The sequence below is a fragment of the Micromonospora sicca genome, from assembly GCF_003172935.1.
Lineage (GTDB): Bacteria > Actinomycetota > Actinomycetes > Mycobacteriales > Micromonosporaceae > Micromonospora > Micromonospora sicca.
The window spans coordinates 1-15,622 of the sequence record NZ_QGKS01000083.1 but is presented as its reverse complement, the minus strand read 5'-3'; the positions used below and the strand labels follow the sequence as shown (position 1 = coordinate 15,622).

The window sequence follows — 15,622 nt, the reverse complement described above, 5'->3', positions numbered from 1 at the left end:
GTACAAGGGCGCCGGCGAGGACCACCACGACGACGCCGGCCAGCAGCAGGGCCAGGCCGGGCAGCGCCAGCGGCCGGGGCAGCTGGCCCAGCCACACCCAGCCGATCAGGGCCGCGCCCGGGGCCTCCAGCAGGATCAGCACGCTGACCGTGGTGGCGGAGATCCGGCGCAGGGCGTAGTTGAACATCGAGTGGCCGAGCAGCTGCGCGCCGGCCACCAGGGCCAGGATGGCCAGCCAGGTGCCGCCGTCGTAGCGGTGCAGGCGTACCCCGCCGACCAGGCAGACCACCAGCAGGATCAGCGAACAGACCCCGTAGCAGATGGTGGTGTACGTGGTGGTGCTGATGGTGGCCCGGGCCCGCTCGCCGAAGGCGGTGTAGACGGCGGCGAACATCCCACCCGTCACGGCGAGCAGGTCACCGGCGAAGGCCCGGCCGGAGGCGCCGAAGTCGGCCCCGGTGGCCAGCGCCGCCCCGACCACCGCCACCGCGATGCCCGCCCACACCGTTACCGGCAGGCGCCGCCCCTGCCAGCGGGCGATCAGCCCCTGCCACACCGGCTGCGTCGCGCCCAGCGCGGTGGCCGCGGCGACCGAGGTGAGCTGCGCGCTCGGCATCCAGGTGGCGAAGTGCGCGGCCAGCGCCGCCCCGGACAGTACGCAGTACAGCCCCTCCCGCCGGCCGGCGCCGACGGTCAGCGCGTGGAACTCCGCCCGCCGCCGGAGCAGCGAGAACGGGCCGAGCACGGCCACCGACAGCAGGTTCCGCCAGAACGCCACCGCGAGGGCGGGGGCGGCCGCGAACGCGATCAGCGGGGCGGAGGACGAGACGGCCGCGACGGCGACCACGACCACGCCGACGGTCAGCGGGTCCAGGGGCGGGCGGTGCGGAACGGAGGACACGGAGAGCAATCCTCACACGACACCCGACAGCACGGACCGTCAGCACTCCGTTACGATCATGCCCGTCCGCGCCGGCGACCCCCCTCGACGCCAGGAGGCGCTCCCCATGCCCAGGTTCCAGGCGGTGCTGTTCGACTTCTTCGGCACGCTCACCCGGTCGGTGCAGCGTGGCGCGGCCCACCGCTGGACCGCCGAGCTGCTCGGCTGCCCGAGCGACACCCTGGTCGAGGTCCTCGACCGCACCTACTACCAGCGGGCCAGCGGGCTGCTCGGCAGCGCCGAGGCGACCCTGCGCTGGGTCTGCGACCAGGCCGGCGTGCACCCGTCGGACCTGGCGGTACGCGCCGCCGTCGCGTCCCGCCACCGGGCCGTACGCGCCGACACCCGGCTGCGCGACGAGGCGGTGCCGGTGCTGGCCGGGCTGCGTCAGCGGGGCGTACGCACCGGGCTGATCAGCGACTGCACCCACGAGCTGCCGGCGTTCCTGCCCCAGTTGGCGATCGCCCCGTTGCTGGACGTCCGGGTCTTCTCGGTCCAGTTGGGGCGCTGCAAGCCGGACCCGGCGCTCTACCTGGCCGCGTGCCGGCGGCTCGAACTGGCCCCGGCCGACTGCCTCTACGTGGGCGACGGCGGCAGTCAGGAACTCACCGGCGCCCAGCGGGCCGGGATGACCGCCGCCCGGCTGGCCGCGCCGGACCTGGCCGGACACATGGTCTTCAACGCCGAGCGGGGCTGGGCGGGGCGGGTGCTGACCTCGCTGACCGAGGTGCTCGAACTGGTCGACCCGGCCGTCGAGCCGATCGCCTGCGCCGTCCCCTGACCCGGCCGCCGGTGTCGGCGTCGGGCGCCCGGCGCCGGTGCGTCGGGTGCCGGGCGGCGCGGGGGGTCAGCGGCGGCGGACCTTGTGCAGCCGGAACGGGCTGCGCGTGGCCCGCACCACCGGGGCCGGCCGGGGTTCCTCCGCCAGCGACTCCGCGGGCAGGTCGGCGCCCGTGGCGGGCGCGCCCGCCGGCGTCAGCCGGTTCAGGGCGCAGCCCTCGGCCGCCCAGCGGTCGACCAGGCCGGCCGAGGGACCGGGCGCGTTCAGCCGCTTCGCCGCGACCAGCGGCGCGGCCGTGGTCCACTCCTCGGTGCCGGGCCGCAGCCGGGTCACCCGGGCCGGCCAGGTGACGATCCGTCCGCCGTGGTCGCCGCGCAGGGTGACCCGGGCCTCGGTGGCGTCGGCCAGGCCGGGCGCGGACTGCTCGCCGGGCCCGGTGACCACGAGGAGCGCGCCGTCGAGCGGCAGGCACCACAGCCCGTACGCCGGCCCGTCCGCGACGCTCACCCAGCAGACGGCCGCCTTCTTCACCGCCTCGTCGACCAGCGGCGTCGTCTCCCGACCGTCCAGCTCGTCCGTCACCCGGACATCCTCTCGTACGCCGCCGGCCGGGCCGGCGGGGACCGTCAGCCGCACGCTATCGCCCACCCGGCGTCGTGGGCGGCTCCGGTGGCCCGGTCAGCCCACGAAGGGCGGGACTGCGATCTCGCCGCGCGCCACCGGCATCACCTGGCCGGCCACCGTCGCGCCCACCGCCACCCCGCCCGCCGCGGTGACCGTGCAGGCCAGCGCGGACGGCCGGTGGATCTCGACGCCCTGGCGGACGGCGTACTCCGAGCGGCCCTCGCCGGGCAGCAGCCCGCTGGCGACCAGCCAGACGCCCAGCCCGAGGGCGGCCGAACCGGTCGCCGGGTCCTCCGGCACGCCGAGGCCCGGCACGAAGACCCGGGCGTGCGCGGTTTGCGTGTCGGCGTCCCAGGAGAAGACGCTGACGTGCTCCACGCCGTACCGCTCCGCCGCCGCCGCATTCACCCGGGCGCGGGCCACCGCGTCGGGACGTACCGGAAGGTAGGGGAACTCCAGGCCGCAGCCGGCCACCCGCGGCGCGGGGCCGGCGTGGTCGGCGGCGGTGAGGCCGGCCATCTCCAGCAGCGGCTCCGGATCCAGCTCGGGGCCGAGGGTGGGCGAGCCGCCGGTGAGCGTCGCGCCCGTCGCGGTGACCTCGATCGGCAGCACGCCCGCGCCGCACTCCTGGGTGACCCGGCCCACCTCGAACATGCCGCGCCGGCTGGCGGTGACCGCGGCGCCGACGCTCGGATGCCCGGCGAACGGCAGCTCCTCGGCCGGGGTGAAGATCCGCGCGCGGTAGGTCGCCCCGACCTGGGTGGGCGGCAGCACGAACACCGTCTCGGACAGGTTGAACTCCAGCGCGAGCGCCTGCATCTGCTCGGTGGCCAGCCCTTCGGCGCCGAACACCACGGCCAGCGGGTTGCCGGCGAAGGGGCGGTCGGTGAAGACGTCCACGATCTCGTAGGCCAAGGTCGACATGTTGATAAACACTAGGCGCTTAGGCTGGTGCCCGTGAGCACGCCGAACCGGGTCTACATCGCCCGACTCGCCGGAGTCGCCGTCTTCGACCCGAACGGTGACCAGGTGGGCCGGGTACGCGACGCGGTGGCCCGGCTCCGGCCGACCCAACGTCCGCCCGAGGTGGTGGGGCTGGTCGCCGAGATGCCGATGCGGCGGCGGATCTTCCTCTCCATCAACCGGATCACCTCCATCGACGCGGACGCCGTCGTGCTCGGCAGCGGCACCCTCAACCTGCGCCGCTTCGAGAAGCGCCCGAACGAGCTGCTGGTGCTCCAGGAGCTGCTCGACCGGCGGGTGCAGCTTGAGCCGGGCGGCCAGGCGGGCACGGTGGTCGACGTGGCGATGGAGCACAGCCGGGGCGGCGAGTGGGCACTGACCCGGGTCGCGGTCCGCGAACACACCGGCCGGCTCACCCGCCGTGGGCACCTGCACCAGGTCGAATGGGACCGGGTGCGCGGCCTGAGCGACATCGCCGCCAACCGGGGTACGGCCAACCTGCTCGCCGTGCTGGAGGACATGCGCCCCGCCGACCTGGCCAACGCCCTGCAGGACCTGCCCGACGCCCGGCGCAACGAGGTGGCGGCCGCGCTGGACGACGAGCGGCTGGCCGACGTGCTCAGCGAACTGCCCGAGCACGACCAGGTGGAGATCCTGGCCGCGCTGGACCGGGAACGCGCCGCGGACGTGCTGGAGGAGATGGACCCGGACGACGCCGCCGACCTGCTCAACGAGCTGCCCCCGCCGGAGCAGGACGTGCTGCTCGACCTGATGGAGCCGGACGAGGCCGACCCGGTCCGTCAGCTACTGCGGTACGCCTCGGGCACGGCCGGCAGCGTGATGACGTCGGAGCCGGTGATCCTGCCGCCGGACGCCACCGTCGCGGAGGCGCTCGCCCGGATCCGGGAGGAACAGCTCTCCCCCGCCGTGGCCGCGCAGGTCTTCGTGACGCGGGCGCCGCTGACCACCCCCACCGGCCGCTACCTGGGCATGGTCCACTTCCAGCGGCTGCTCCGCGAGCCCCCGGCGGACCTGCTCGGCGGGGTGGTGGTCAACGACATCGACCCGCTCCGGCCGACCACGCCGCTGCCCGAGATCACCCGCCGGATGGCCACCTACGACCTGGTCGCCATGCCGGTGGTCGACCGCAGCATGCGGCTGGTCGGCGCGGTGACCGTGGACGACGTGCTGGACCACTCACTGCCCCGCGACTGGCGGGACCGGGACGCCGTACCGGCCCCGCCCGCCGCCCACACCGGGCCGGACGGCGCCAATGAGTGACCAGCGGCGGGCCGAGCGGCTGGACCAGCCGCGCGAGCCCCGGGGCGTCAAGCTGCCCCGGTTCGACCCGGAGGCGTTCGGCCGGTGGTCCGAGGGCATCGCCCGGGGCATGGGCACCGCGAACTTCATCGTCTACATGACGGTGGTGATCGCGGCCTGGTTCGCCTGGAACACCCTCGCCCCGCCCGACCTGCGCTTCGACCCGTACACCTTCACGTTCCTGACCCTGGTGCTGTCGTTGCAGGCCTCGTACGCGGCGCCGCTGATCCTGCTCGCGCAGAACCGGCAGGCGGACCGGGACCGGGTGGCGCTGGAGGAGGACCGGCGGCGGGCCACCGCGCAGAAGGCGGACACCGAGTACCTGGCCCGGGAGATCGCCGCGCTGCGGATCGCGATGGGTGAGGTGGCCACCCGGGACTTCCTCCGCTCCGAGCTGGCCCGGCTCGCCGAGGAGCTGGACGAGGCGGCACAGCGCCGGCACAGGCTGGAACGCCGGCAGCAGGAGCGCGCCTCCCGCGGCAGCGGGGGCGAGCCGCTCGACGAGCCCCGCGACGACCTGGACGGCGACTTCGCCGCCCGGGACGGCCGCCCGGAGGGCTGAGCCCGGTCCAACCGCCCGCCGACGGGTGCGATCGATTCGCTCACACCGGCCCCCGCCAGCGGCGGCCGCCGATGACCACCGACGTAACATTGCCCGCATGTCAGCACCCGTCAGCACCGTCTCCGACGCGATCCAGGCCGCCCTGGCCACCGTCAACGACCCGGAGATCCGTCGGCCGATCACCGAGCTGGGCATGGTCCGCTCCGCGGTGGTGGGTGACGACGGCGTCGTCCGGGTCGAGTTGCTGCTCACCGTGGCCGGCTGCCCGCTGAAGGACAAGCTGCGCACCGACATCACCGCCGCGGTGGCCGCGGTGGCAGGCGTGACGGGTGTCGAGATCGAGTTCGGCGTGATGAGCCCCGAGCAGCGCCAGGAGCTCCAGTCAAAGCTGCGCGGCGGCGGTGCCACCCAGGAGCCGGTCATCCCGTTCGCCCAGCCCGGCTCGCGCACCCGGGTGTACGCCGTGGCCAGCGGCAAGGGTGGCGTCGGCAAGTCCAGCGTCACGGTCAACCTGGCCGCCGCGCTGGCCGCCCGCGGCCTCGCCGTCGGCGTGGTCGACGCCGACATCTACGGCCACTCGGTGCCCCGGATGCTCGGCGCCGAGGGCAGCCCGACCCGGGTCGAGGACATGATCATGCCGCCGCAGGCGCACGGCGTGAAGGTCATCTCGATCGGCATGTTCACCCCGGGCAACGCGGCCGTGGTCTGGCGTGGCCCGATGCTGCACCGGGCGTTGCAGCAGTTCCTCGCCGACGTGTACTGGGGCGACCTGGACGTCCTGCTGCTGGACCTGCCCCCGGGCACCGGCGACATCGCCATCTCGGTGGCCCAGCTGCTCCCCAACGCGGAGATCCTGGTGGTCACCACCCCGCAGGCCGCGGCCGCCGAGGTCGCCGAGCGGGCCGGCGCGATCGCGCTGCAGACCCACCAGCGGGTGGTCGGGGTCATCGAGAACATGTCCTGGATGGAGCTGCCGGACGGCTCCCGGGTGGAGGTCTTCGGCGCCGGCGGCGGCGAGGCGGTCTCCGAGTCGCTGAGCCGGACCATCGGCGCGCAGGTGCCGCTGCTGGGTCAGATCCCGCTCGACACCCGGGTGCGCGAGGGCGGCGACGCCGGCATCCCGATCGTGCTGGCCGAGCCGGACGCCCCGGCCGCCAAGGCGCTCAACCAGGTCGCCGACCGCCTGGCGGTCCGGCGTGAGTCTCTCGTCGGCAAGCCGCTGGGCCTCAAGCCCGCCGGCCGCTGACCGACTGACGAAGGGGCACCCCGTGACGGGGTGCCCCTTCGTCGTGTCCGGAGCGGGGGGAAGCAGGGAGAGAAGGAACGGCCCGACGGTCAGGTGGCGTCGTCGTAGCTGGGGCGGGGGGCCGGGGCGGGCGCGGTGCCGCCGGTGGCCGTGGCCGGGCGTTTGCCGTTGCCCCGCGGGTCCGCCGCGTTCGCGACGTCCTTCAGCTCGTTGTGCACGCCGGTCACGTCCGAGCGCAGGTTGTCGTACACGCTCTGCAGGGGCTTCCGGATGGCCTGCTCGTCCTCCTCGGTGAGCAGGTGCTTCCGGATGAACGCCTTCGGGTGCAGATCCTCCAGCTGGATGTCGGTGCCCAGCTCGCGGCTCAGGTCGCCGGTGGCGTTGCGGGCCATGTTGCGCAGGTTGCGGACCATCCGGAGGCCGTCGTTGATCACGGTGGGCAGCCGGTCCCCGAAGATCAGCAGCGCCAGGAGCAGCAGCGCGCCGATCTCCCACCAGTTCAGGTTGTCGAGCACTCCGGCCTCCTCGTCCGTGTCACGGCAAGACTACGCACGTCGGGGGCCGCTCCGGGAGGGGGTGACCGCTGCTCACTTCGCATCTGCGGCGAGCGTCACCGAGGCGTTCTGGCGGGCGGATCCCCGCCGGTACTCGACCGTCACCACCGAGCCGGGCGCGTACTTGCGGACCAGCGCGACCAGATCCGCCGGCTCGGTCATCGGCCGGCCGTTCAGCCGCAGGATCACGTCGCCGGCCTTCAGCCCGGCCGCCGCGGCCGGGCCGGACGGCTCCACCGCGTTGAGGCGTACGCCGGTGCCGGCCGCCGCGCCCGTGCCGCCGACCTGGGCGCCGATCACCGTTCGCCGGGCCTTGCCGGTGCCGATGATGTCCTGGGTGACCCGTTTCGCCTGGTTGATCGGGATGGCGAAGGCGAGGCCGATGTTGCCGGCCTCCTGCCCGTCGGCGACCAGCGACTTGATCGTCGAGTTCACCCCGACCACCCGTCCGGCACCGTCGACCAGCGGGCCACCGGAGTTGCCGTGGTTGACCGCCGCGTCGGTCTGGATCGCCGCGTAGTAGCGCACCGGGCCACCCGGCTCGCCGGCCTGCATCGTCCGGTCCAGGGCGCTGACGATCCCGGCGGTGACCGTGTTGGCCAGCGAGAGCGGCGAGCCGATGGCGAGCACCGGGTCGCCGACGGCCAGCGCGTCGGAGTCGCCGAACTCCACCGGCTTGAGCCCGGTACGGGACACCTTGATCACCGCGATGTCCGACTCCGGGTCCTGCCCGACCACGGTCGCCGGGGTGGAACTGCCGTCGTCGAAGACCACCGTGGCCTTGCCGGAGCCGCCCGCCACCACGTGGTCGTTGGTGATCACGTGCCCGTCGGCGCTGACGATGAAGCCGGAACCTTCGCTGATCCCGCCGAGGCTGGCCACCCGGACGGTGACCACGCTGGGCAGGACCCTCTCGGCGACGCCGGCCAGTGACTCCGGCTTGCGCTGGGCCAGGGCCGGGGCCTCGGCGGGACCGCCGCCGAGCACGCTGGCGCCAGCCCCGCCGTGCAGGAAGGCGTAGGTCAGGGCGCTGCCGAGCGAGCCGGCCAGCAGGGCGGTGAGCAGCGAGATCAGCACGACCTGCCGCAGCTTCGGGCGGCCGGGGGCGTCCGGGTCGGTGACCGGCTCCGGCTCGCCGCCGTCGGTGGGGAGGGCCGGCACCACCACCGCGGCGGGGGCGTACGGGTCGCGCCACGGGTCGGCGAGCGCGTCGGACCACCAGGGCGACGCCTGGTCGCCCCCGTACGGCCCGGGCGGGGAACCGGACGCCGGCCGTCCCGCCGGTGCCGGAGTTCCGCCGGGCTGGCGCCAGTCCCAGCCGTCGGTCACGTCGGTGCCTCCCAGTCCGTCCCGCATCCCGCGCCGCGATCCGGCGGAGCCGTCCGGCAACGCCACCCGGGATACCGTCCAGGATTGCACGGATGCCCCGGGTGGAGTCAGCGGTTGCCGCCCGTGATCGTCAAGCGACGGACTCGCGGCTGCGCCCGTCGGGTCCCGCCTCTAGGCTCATACCGCCAACCCGCCCCCCGCACCACTCCCGCCGCCCGGAGGTGTCCCATCGCCACGGTCGCCAGTTCCGGCAACTCGACGGCCCAGGCCCTGCAGTTCGCCGAGTCCTACGTCACCGAGGATCTGGTGCTGCGGACCGCCCGCAGCCTCGCCCGCGAGGTGGGCGTCGACGCGGTGACGCCGGGCGCCGGCGCCGCGCTGCGACTGCTCGCCGCCGCCGGCAACGCCCGGGCGGTGGTGGAGATCGGCACCGGCACCGGGGTCAGCGGCGTCTGGCTGCTGCGTGGCATGCGGCCCGACGGGGTGCTCACGACCATCGACGTGGAGGTGGAGCACCAGCGGATCGCCCGCCGGATCTTCGTCGAGGCGGGGTTCGCGTCCGGGCGTACCCGGATCATCACCGGCCGGGCCCTCGACGTGCTGCCGCGGCTCGCGGACGGCGTCTACGACCTGGTCTTCGTCGACGCCGAGGCGACCGGCTTCACCGCCTGCGTGGACGCCGCGCTGCGGCTGCTGCGGCCCGGCGGGGTGCTCGCCCTCAACGGCACCCTGGCCGGCGGGCGGATCGGCGACCCGGCCGCCCGCGACGTCGAGACGGTCACCGTCCGGGAGACGATCAAGGCGATCCGGGAGTCGGAGCACTGGATCCCCGCGCTGCTCCCGGTCGGGCACGGCCTGCTCGCCGCCGTGAAGTGCTGAGCCGACCCCGCGCGCGGCGGGCCGCCGGGCGCGGGGTCGGAACGCGCCGTCAGCCCAGCGTGGCCAGCCAGCGCAGCAGCCCGCGTACGCCCCAGCCGGTGGCGCCCCGGGTCAGTTCGGCGTCGTCGTCCTCCGCCCAGGAGGGGGCGGACATGTCGACGTGCACCCAGCGGTCCCGCAGGTCGCCGGTGAACTCGCGGAGGAAGAGCGCGGCGGTCACCGAGCCGGCGCCCTGGGCCGGGGAGCTGTGCAGGTCGGCCAGGTCGCTGCCCAGGTACTCCACGTAGTCGGCCGGCAGCGGCATTCGCCAGGCGGCCTCACCGGCGGCGTCGATCGCGGCCAGCAGGTCCCCGGCGAGCTGGTCGTTCTCGCTGTAGAGGGCGCCGTGCCGCTTGCCGAGGGCCACCGCGTTCGCGCCGGTCAGGGTGGCCAGGTCGACCAGCAGGTCGGGTTCGAGCTCCTGCACCGCGTACGCCAGCGCGTCGGCGAGCACCAGCCGCCCCTCGGCGTCGGAGTTGGTGGTCTCGCTGGTCAGGCCGCCGTAGTGGCGGATGACGTCGCCGGGCCGGAACGCGGACCCGCTGACCATGTTCTCGGCCAGCGGCGCCAGCGTGGTGATCCGCACCGGCAGCCGGAGCGCGGCGGCGCCCAGGGTCGCGGCGAGCACGGCGGCGGCACCGGCCATGTCCTTGCGCATCAGCTTCATCGCCGGCACCGGCTTGATCGAGATGCCGCCGCTGTCGAAGGTGATCCCCTTGCCGACCAGTACGACATGGGTGGCCGCGTCCGCCGGGCGCCAGTCCAGCTCGATCAGGCGGGGGCCGCTGGCCGAGCCCCGGCCGACGGCGAGGATCCCGCCGAACCCCTCGGCCGCCAGCTCCTCCGGCTGACGTACCCGCAGGGTCAGGTCGGCCTGACCGGCCACGGCCGCCTCGACCTGCTCGACGAACCACTGCGGGTTCTTCAGCGAGGAGGGGGTGTTGGTCAGGTCCCGGGCCAGCCGGGTCATCTCGGCGGTGGTCCGGGCCGCCGCCAGGGTCGGGGCGAGCGCGTCCGGGTCGCCCACCACGACGTCCACCTCCGCCAGCGCGGGCGCCCCGCCGGCCTCGGTCATCCGGAACCGGTACGACCCCAGCAGCAGCCCCTCGGCGAGGCCGCGCAGCGCCGCGGCGTCGGCCGGCAGCATCACTGTGACGTGTGTCTCATCCTTGACGGCCCGGGCGAGCGCAGCTCCGGCGATCCGCCAGCCCCGCTCGTCGCCCTCGCCGACACCGAGCAGCACCAGCCGCTGCGGTGTCCCGCGGGGTCGCAGGTGTTCGTGCAGTTCGCCGGCGCGCCCGGCCAGCCGCGTGGCGGGCAGCAGGGCGTCGGCCTCGGCGAGTACGTCGCCGGGAGCCGGCGGCGCGGTCGGGACCAGCGCGGCCGGGACGTCCGGTCCCTCGGCCGGCCCGACGGGACGAATGGGCAGGACGAGGGTGTCGAGCCGCTCGGGCCCGTTCACCAGACGAATGGCCAGCACGCTGGACCGTACCTCCAGAAAGTTCGCGAAGCGGGACAGACCGCCGCTTCCCGGCTTGTGAAGGCCCTGAGCCACCGGCTGGGCCGGTGGCTCAGGGCAAGACGAACCGTCCCCACGGCGCACGCCGTGCGGACCGCTCCTCGATCAGCCGGCGGCTGCCTTCAGCGCGTCACCGAGCGCGTTGGCCTCGTCGGGAGTCATCTCGACGACGAGCCGGCCACCACCCTCCAGCGGGACCCGCATCACGATGCCCCGGCCCTCCTTGGTGACTTCCAGCGGACCGTCGCCCGTCCGCGGCTTCATCGCCGCCATGTTGTCTCCCCTCAGACCTACACCAGGGTCGGTGGGTTGCCCCACAGCCATTTCGCCATCACCGCCGCAGCCTTCGCGGGGTGTCGACAACGATTTTCCCTGATGAACACCGCCGGACCCAAACCGAAGCAGCATTGATGTAACAGCATCTAGCTTATCTTGGATAGGCCTGTCACAATGTGCGGTCATGCAGGCACGGTCGGCACTCTTCGACCTGTACGGCGACCACCTCCGGGCGAGGGGTGGCCGCGCACCCGTCGCCGCCCTGGTCAAGCTGCTGGCGCCGCTCGGGATCGCACCACCGGCCGTGCGCACCGCGGTCTCCCGGATGGTCCGCCAGGGCTGGCTCGACCCGCTCCGGCTGGCCTCCGGGCCGGGATATTCGATCACGCCGAAGGCAGCCCGCCGGCTCGACGAAGCGGCCGCCCGGATCTACCGGACCGGACGGGTCAGCTGGGACGGACGGTTCGATCTGCTGGTCCTGGAGGCCCCCGCCTCCCGACGGGACCGCCAGCGGCTCGCCGCCAACCTGACCTTCCTCGGCTACGGCACGCTCGACGACTGCACCTGGGTGGCCACCCGCCCCGGCGAGGACGTGGACGTCCTCCTCGCCGAGGCCGGCGTGCGCTACGAGCGGTTCACCGCCGCGCACGCCGCCGGCACCCCCGGGGCGATGGGCGTGGTCCGCCGCGCCTGGGACCTCACCGAGATCGGCCGGGCGTACGAACGGTTCGTCGCCGAGCAGAAGCCGCTGCTGACGGGCGTGACCGTACGCAGCAGCGACGAGGAGGCGTACGCCGCCCGATTCCGGCTCGTGCACGCGTGGCGTACCTTCCTCTTCCGGGACCCGCAGCTCCCCCCGGCGCTGCTCCCCGAGCGCTGGCCGGGCACCAGCGCGGCCAGCTTCTTCGACCGACACGCGGCCCGGCTCCGGCCGGCCGCCGACCGGTACGTCGAGCAGTGCCTCGACGCCAACAACCGCCTCGCCCGACAGAAGGGTCGTTGAGAACGTGACCGAGCCGCTGCTCGTCGATCGCACCGACGCCGTCGTGACCCTGACGCTGAACCGCCCGACCGCGATGAACTCGCTCGACGTGGCGCTCAAGGAGGCGCTCCGGGACACCCTCGCCGAGCTGGAGAGCGACCGCTCCTGCCGGGCGGTCGTGCTGGCCGGAGCGGGCGGGTCGTTCAGCGCCGGGCAGGACCTCCGCGAGCACGTGCAGACCCTGGAGGCGGCCGACGCCGACCCGCTGGCCACCGTGCGGGCCCACTACAACCCGATCGCCGCCCGGCTGGCCAACCTGCCCAAGCCGGTGGTCGCCGCGGTCCGTGGCATGGCGGCCGGGGCCGGCGCCTCGCTGGCCTTCCTCGCCGACTTCCGGATCGGCGGCCCGAAGACCCGGTTCCTGATGGCCTTCGCCGGGGTGGGACTCGCCGCCGACACCGGCGCCTCCTGGACCCTGCCCCGGCTGGTCGGCCACGCCAAGGCCGTCGAACTGCTGATGCTCGCCGAGCCGGTGGGCGCCGAGGAGGCCTGCCGGCTGGGCCTGCTGAACAAGCTGGTGGACGACGACGAGCAGGTGCTGCCCACCGCGCAGGAGCTGGCCGCCCGGCTCGCCGCCGGCCCGACCGTGGCGTACGGGGCGATCAAGCGGCAGCTCTCCATCGCCGATGCCGGCACCCTCGCCGACGCCCTCGCCGCCGAGGCGCAGGCCCAGTCGATCTGCGGCGCCACCAGCGACCACAAGGCCGCCACCATGGCCTTCGTGAACAAGCAGAAACCGGTCTTCGAGGGACACTGACCCGCGCGGCGCCGCCCGCGTACCGGTGGCGGTCAGCGGGCCACGTAACCGCCGTCGACCGGGACGGTGTGGCCGGTGATCCAGGCGGCCTCGTCCGAGGCGAGGAAGGCGACCACCCCGGCCACGTCGTCCGGGGTGGGGATGCCCGGCTTCGGGTTGAACGACTCCATCTGCCGGCGCATCTGCCCCGGGTCCGGCGCGCTGTCGATGAAGTGCTCCACCAGCGGGGTCAGCAGCACCGTGGGAGCCACCGCGTTGACCCGGATGCCGCGGGCCGCGTACTCGATCGCCGCCGACCGGGTCAGGCCGACGATCCCGGCCTTGGTGAAGGTGTACGGGGAGATGTTCTCCTGAGCGGCCAGCGCCGTGGTGGAGGAGGTGTTCACGATCGCCCCACCGCCGCCGCGCAGCATCGCCTCGATGCCGTACCGGAGGACGAAGAAGACACCGTCGCCGTTGACCCGGCGCACCCGCTCCCAGTTCGCCACGTCCATCTCGTGCAACGGCTGCTGCTGCCCGTCGATGCCGGCGTTGTTGAAGATGACGTCGATCCGGCCGTACCGCTGCGCGGCGTCGGCGATGCCCTGCTCCACCGAGGCAGCTTCCCCGGTGTCCATGGTCACCGCGTACCCGTCGGGAAGCCCGGCCGCGACCCGCTCGGCGCCCTCGGCGTCGATGTCGGCGACCACCACCTTCGCGCCCTCGGCGGCGAACCGTCGCGCGGCCGCCTCGCCGAGCCCGGACGCCCCGCCGGTGACGAGCGCGACCCTGTCCTGGAACCGCATCGCACCCCCTCCGGGGACCGGCCGGCGCCGGCCCTCCCCGGCACCGTAACCGGGCGCCGGCCGGTCAGTCGTCCTCTTCGGGATCCTGGTTGGCCTCCTGCCCGAGCACGAACGCCTGCATGGCCAACTCGTCGCCGGAGGGCGAGACGAACGCCGGCAGCTCGCGCGGCCCCAGCTCCTGCACGTACGCCCAGAACAGCTGGACCGCCTCGGCGGGCGAGGCCGCCTCGATCGGCACGTCCAGGCTGACCAGCCAGGAGCGACGCGCCGGCGGCGGGCCGAGCCGGTCGGCCAACTCCCGCCAGGTGGCCACGTCCAGCCCGGTCACCGGCCCGTCGAGGGCCAGGCCGTCCGCCGGCACCGGCTCGTCGAAGACCCGCCGGGTGTACGTCACCACGAGCGCGCCCGGACCGGCCTCGGACTGCGGGTCGTCGGGATCCTCCCGGGTCTCGGCGGTGGCCGCGGCGACCCGACCGAGCGCCACCAGCCGGGGCGGCGCGTCGACCAGCACCGCGACCGGGTCACCGGGCCGGGGCCGGGCGGACCCGTCCAGCCCGGTCAGCTCCAGGGTGTCGTGGTGCACGAGCCGCTCGGCCTCGTACCGCTCGGCGGGCAGCAGCACCGCCCAGGCGCCGGGCCCGCCGCCGTCGATCGTTCCGCTCGCGCGGACCTCGGTGTCGGTCATGGTCCAATCCCATCACGCCGGGCCGGGGCCGGCGTCGTCACGTCGGCCGGACGCCGTCGCCGTCACGCCCGGCCGGTGGCCCCGGCTTCCGCGACGGTCACGTGACAGCCGGCGAGGTGGTCGTCGACCATCCCGGTGGCCTGCATCAGCGCGTACGCGGTGGTCGGGCCCACGAAGCGGAAGCCGCGCTTCTTGAGCGCCTTGGCCAGCGCGGTGGACTCGGGGGTGAGGGCCGGCACCGAGGCGAAGGACCGGGGTCGGGCGGCCCGGGGCGCCGGCGCGTACGACCAGAGCAGCGCGGAGAGCCCGTCGGGCAGGTCCAGCGCGGCCCGGGCGTTGGCGATCGCCGCCTCGACCTTGGCGCGGTTGCGCACGATGCCGACGTCGGCGAGCAGGCGGGCGACGTCCGCCTCGCCGTAGCCGGCGACCTTGTCGATGCGGAACTCGTCGAAGGCGAGCCGGAACGCCGGTCGCTTCCGCAGGATGGTCAGCCAGGACAGGCCCGACTGGAACGCCTCCAGGGTCAGCCGCTCGTAGAGCGCGTCGTCGCCGCGCAGCGGCCGGCCCCACTCGGTGTCGTGGTAGACGGCGTAGTCGGGGGTGCTCGCGCCCCAGGCGCAGCGGGGCAGCCCGTCCGGGCCGGTCACCAGGTCAGTCACGACGTACACGGTAGGCCAGCCCACCGACAACGGGCGCCGGTCAGGGCAGTCGGCCCTGCTCCACCAGCCGGGCGAACTTCTTCAGCGCCTGGGTCAGGCCGAACTTCGAGCCAGGCCAGAGCACCGGCCAGGCGACCCGGCCGGCGGTCCCGCCGGGCAGGTGGAACCACTCGTGCCAGACCACCTGGGTCCGGTCCCGCTCCACCGGGGTGCAGCGCAGCACGCCCGGCCCGCGCAGCAGCCGCCCGCAGTGCACCACCCCGACCTCGTACGGCGCGTCGACCCGGACCACCCGCATCTCGTCGCGGAGCACCGCCGGACCGAGCGCGGTGACCGCCTCGACCAGGGTGCCCTCGCCACCGTCCCCCTCGACCACCCGGACGGTGGTGAAGGGGATCCAGTCGGACTGCCGTTCCCAGGCGGTCAGCGCCGCGAAGACCCGCTCGGCCGGGGCGTCGACGATCACCGTGGCGGTCACCTCGCCGGCGCCGGGTTGGGCCGCCTCGGCCAGCCCGTCGGTGCCTTCCGGCCCGGTCACGCCGACTCCGACCGGACCACCGCGCCACGCTCCCGCTCATCGTCGTCGTCGCCGGCCGGGCCCTGCGCGGTCCGGCCGACCGTGCCGGCGGGGTCGGTGGCCGGGGCGTCGGCGGCAGGGGAGG

18 protein-coding genes are annotated in these 15,622 nt (G+C 74.6%); 7 read left to right on the top strand and 11 right to left on the bottom strand.

Features of this window, described 5'->3' with window-relative positions:
* Positions 1–910 (bottom strand): DMT family transporter (locus DKT69_RS02885; protein ID WP_438361796.1); only part of this gene is annotated, 910 nt, incomplete at its 3' end.
* 97 nt (positions 911–1,007) lie between these two features.
* Between DKT69_RS02885 and DKT69_RS02880 the strand changes: the two genes are divergently transcribed.
* Complete coding sequence (locus DKT69_RS02880) at positions 1,008–1,721, top strand: HAD family hydrolase (RefSeq protein ID WP_109800047.1); 714 nt, start codon at positions 1,008–1,010, stop codon at positions 1,719–1,721.
* A gap of 66 nt (positions 1,722–1,787) precedes the next feature.
* Here the strand turns inward: DKT69_RS02880 and DKT69_RS02875 are convergent, their stop codons facing one another.
* Together DKT69_RS02875 and DKT69_RS02870 are read right to left on the bottom strand one after the other, a co-directional pair.
* Complete coding sequence (locus DKT69_RS02875) at positions 1,788–2,303, bottom strand: hypothetical protein (protein WP_109800046.1); 516 nt, start codon at positions 2,301–2,303, stop codon at positions 1,788–1,790.
* 96 nt (positions 2,304–2,399) lie between these two features.
* On the bottom strand, positions 2,400–3,269 hold the full coding sequence (locus tag DKT69_RS02870; protein WP_109800045.1) for a PhzF family phenazine biosynthesis protein: 870 nt from the start codon (positions 3,267–3,269) through the stop codon (positions 2,400–2,402).
* A 33-nt stretch (positions 3,270–3,302) separates the two neighbouring features.
* Between DKT69_RS02870 and DKT69_RS02865 the strand changes: the two genes are divergently transcribed.
* From DKT69_RS02865 to DKT69_RS02855, 3 genes are all read left to right on the top strand, one after another.
* Positions 3,303–4,589: a magnesium transporter MgtE N-terminal domain-containing protein gene (locus DKT69_RS02865; RefSeq protein ID WP_109800044.1), complete on the top strand. Its 1,287-nt coding sequence runs from the start codon at positions 3,303–3,305 to the stop codon at positions 4,587–4,589.
* Positions 4,582–5,190, top strand: coding sequence for a DUF1003 domain-containing protein (locus tag DKT69_RS02860; RefSeq protein ID WP_109800043.1), 609 nt, complete (start codon positions 4,582–4,584; stop codon positions 5,188–5,190). The genes DKT69_RS02865 and DKT69_RS02860 overlap by 8 nt, the downstream gene beginning before the upstream one ends.
* 97 nt (positions 5,191–5,287) lie before the next feature.
* A complete protein-coding gene (locus tag DKT69_RS02855; RefSeq protein WP_109800042.1) occupies positions 5,288–6,436 on the top strand; it encodes an Mrp/NBP35 family ATP-binding protein in 1,149 nt (382 codons plus the stop codon).
* An 89-nt stretch (positions 6,437–6,525) separates the two neighbouring features.
* Here DKT69_RS02855 and DKT69_RS02850 read toward each other — a convergent pair whose 3' ends face one another.
* Together DKT69_RS02850 and DKT69_RS02845 are read right to left on the bottom strand one after the other, a co-directional pair.
* Entirely contained in the window at positions 6,526–6,951 is a 426-nt protein-coding gene (locus DKT69_RS02850) for a twin-arginine translocase TatA/TatE family subunit (protein WP_109800041.1), read from the bottom strand.
* A gap of 72 nt (positions 6,952–7,023) precedes the next feature.
* Positions 7,024–8,334: a S1C family serine protease gene (locus tag DKT69_RS02845; RefSeq protein ID WP_201749460.1), complete on the bottom strand. Its 1,311-nt coding sequence runs from the start codon at positions 8,332–8,334 to the stop codon at positions 7,024–7,026.
* A 255-nt stretch (positions 8,335–8,589) separates the two neighbouring features.
* Between DKT69_RS02845 and DKT69_RS02840 the strand changes: the two genes are divergently transcribed.
* Positions 8,590–9,198 carry an O-methyltransferase gene (locus DKT69_RS02840; RefSeq protein ID WP_201749459.1) on the top strand — a complete coding sequence of 203 codons (609 nt, stop codon included), beginning with the start codon at positions 8,590–8,592 and terminating at the stop codon, positions 9,196–9,198.
* A gap of 49 nt (positions 9,199–9,247) precedes the next feature.
* Here DKT69_RS02840 and DKT69_RS02835 read toward each other — a convergent pair whose 3' ends face one another.
* Together DKT69_RS02835 and DKT69_RS02830 are read right to left on the bottom strand one after the other, a co-directional pair.
* Positions 9,248–10,717, bottom strand: a complete 1,470-nt coding sequence (locus DKT69_RS02835; protein WP_109800039.1) for a leucyl aminopeptidase family protein — start codon at positions 10,715–10,717, stop codon at positions 9,248–9,250.
* A gap of 144 nt (positions 10,718–10,861) precedes the next feature.
* Positions 10,862–11,029 carry a DUF3117 domain-containing protein gene (locus DKT69_RS02830; protein WP_007455245.1) on the bottom strand — a complete coding sequence of 56 codons (168 nt, stop codon included), beginning with the start codon at positions 11,027–11,029 and terminating at the stop codon, positions 10,862–10,864.
* Positions 11,030–11,216: 187 nt separating this feature from the next.
* On the opposite strand from DKT69_RS02830, the gene DKT69_RS02825 reads away from it, so the two are divergent.
* Together DKT69_RS02825 and DKT69_RS02820 are read left to right on the top strand one after the other, a co-directional pair.
* A complete protein-coding gene (locus tag DKT69_RS02825; protein WP_109800038.1) occupies positions 11,217–12,035 on the top strand; it encodes a PaaX family transcriptional regulator in 819 nt (272 codons plus the stop codon).
* A 4-nt stretch (positions 12,036–12,039) separates the two neighbouring features.
* Complete coding sequence (locus DKT69_RS02820) at positions 12,040–12,831, top strand: enoyl-CoA hydratase/isomerase family protein (RefSeq protein WP_109800037.1); 792 nt, start codon at positions 12,040–12,042, stop codon at positions 12,829–12,831.
* Positions 12,832–12,863: 32 nt separating this feature from the next.
* On the opposite strand, the gene DKT69_RS02815 is transcribed toward DKT69_RS02820, so the two are convergent.
* The 4 genes from DKT69_RS02815 to DKT69_RS02800 all read right to left on the bottom strand — a co-directional run bounded on the left by DKT69_RS02815 (position 12,864) and on the right by DKT69_RS02800 (position 15,498).
* On the bottom strand, positions 12,864–13,616 hold the full coding sequence (locus DKT69_RS02815) for an SDR family NAD(P)-dependent oxidoreductase (protein WP_109800036.1): 753 nt from the start codon (positions 13,614–13,616) through the stop codon (positions 12,864–12,866).
* A gap of 64 nt (positions 13,617–13,680) precedes the next feature.
* Positions 13,681–14,301, bottom strand: coding sequence for a hypothetical protein (locus DKT69_RS02810; protein WP_109800035.1), 621 nt, complete (start codon positions 14,299–14,301; stop codon positions 13,681–13,683).
* A 62-nt stretch (positions 14,302–14,363) separates the two neighbouring features.
* Positions 14,364–14,960: a DNA-3-methyladenine glycosylase I gene (locus DKT69_RS02805; RefSeq protein ID WP_109800049.1), complete on the bottom strand. Its 597-nt coding sequence runs from the start codon at positions 14,958–14,960 to the stop codon at positions 14,364–14,366.
* 40 nt (positions 14,961–15,000) lie between these two features.
* Complete coding sequence (locus DKT69_RS02800) at positions 15,001–15,498, bottom strand: SRPBCC family protein (protein ID WP_109800034.1); 498 nt, start codon at positions 15,496–15,498, stop codon at positions 15,001–15,003.
* Between the last annotated feature and the right edge of the window lie 124 nt (positions 15,499–15,622).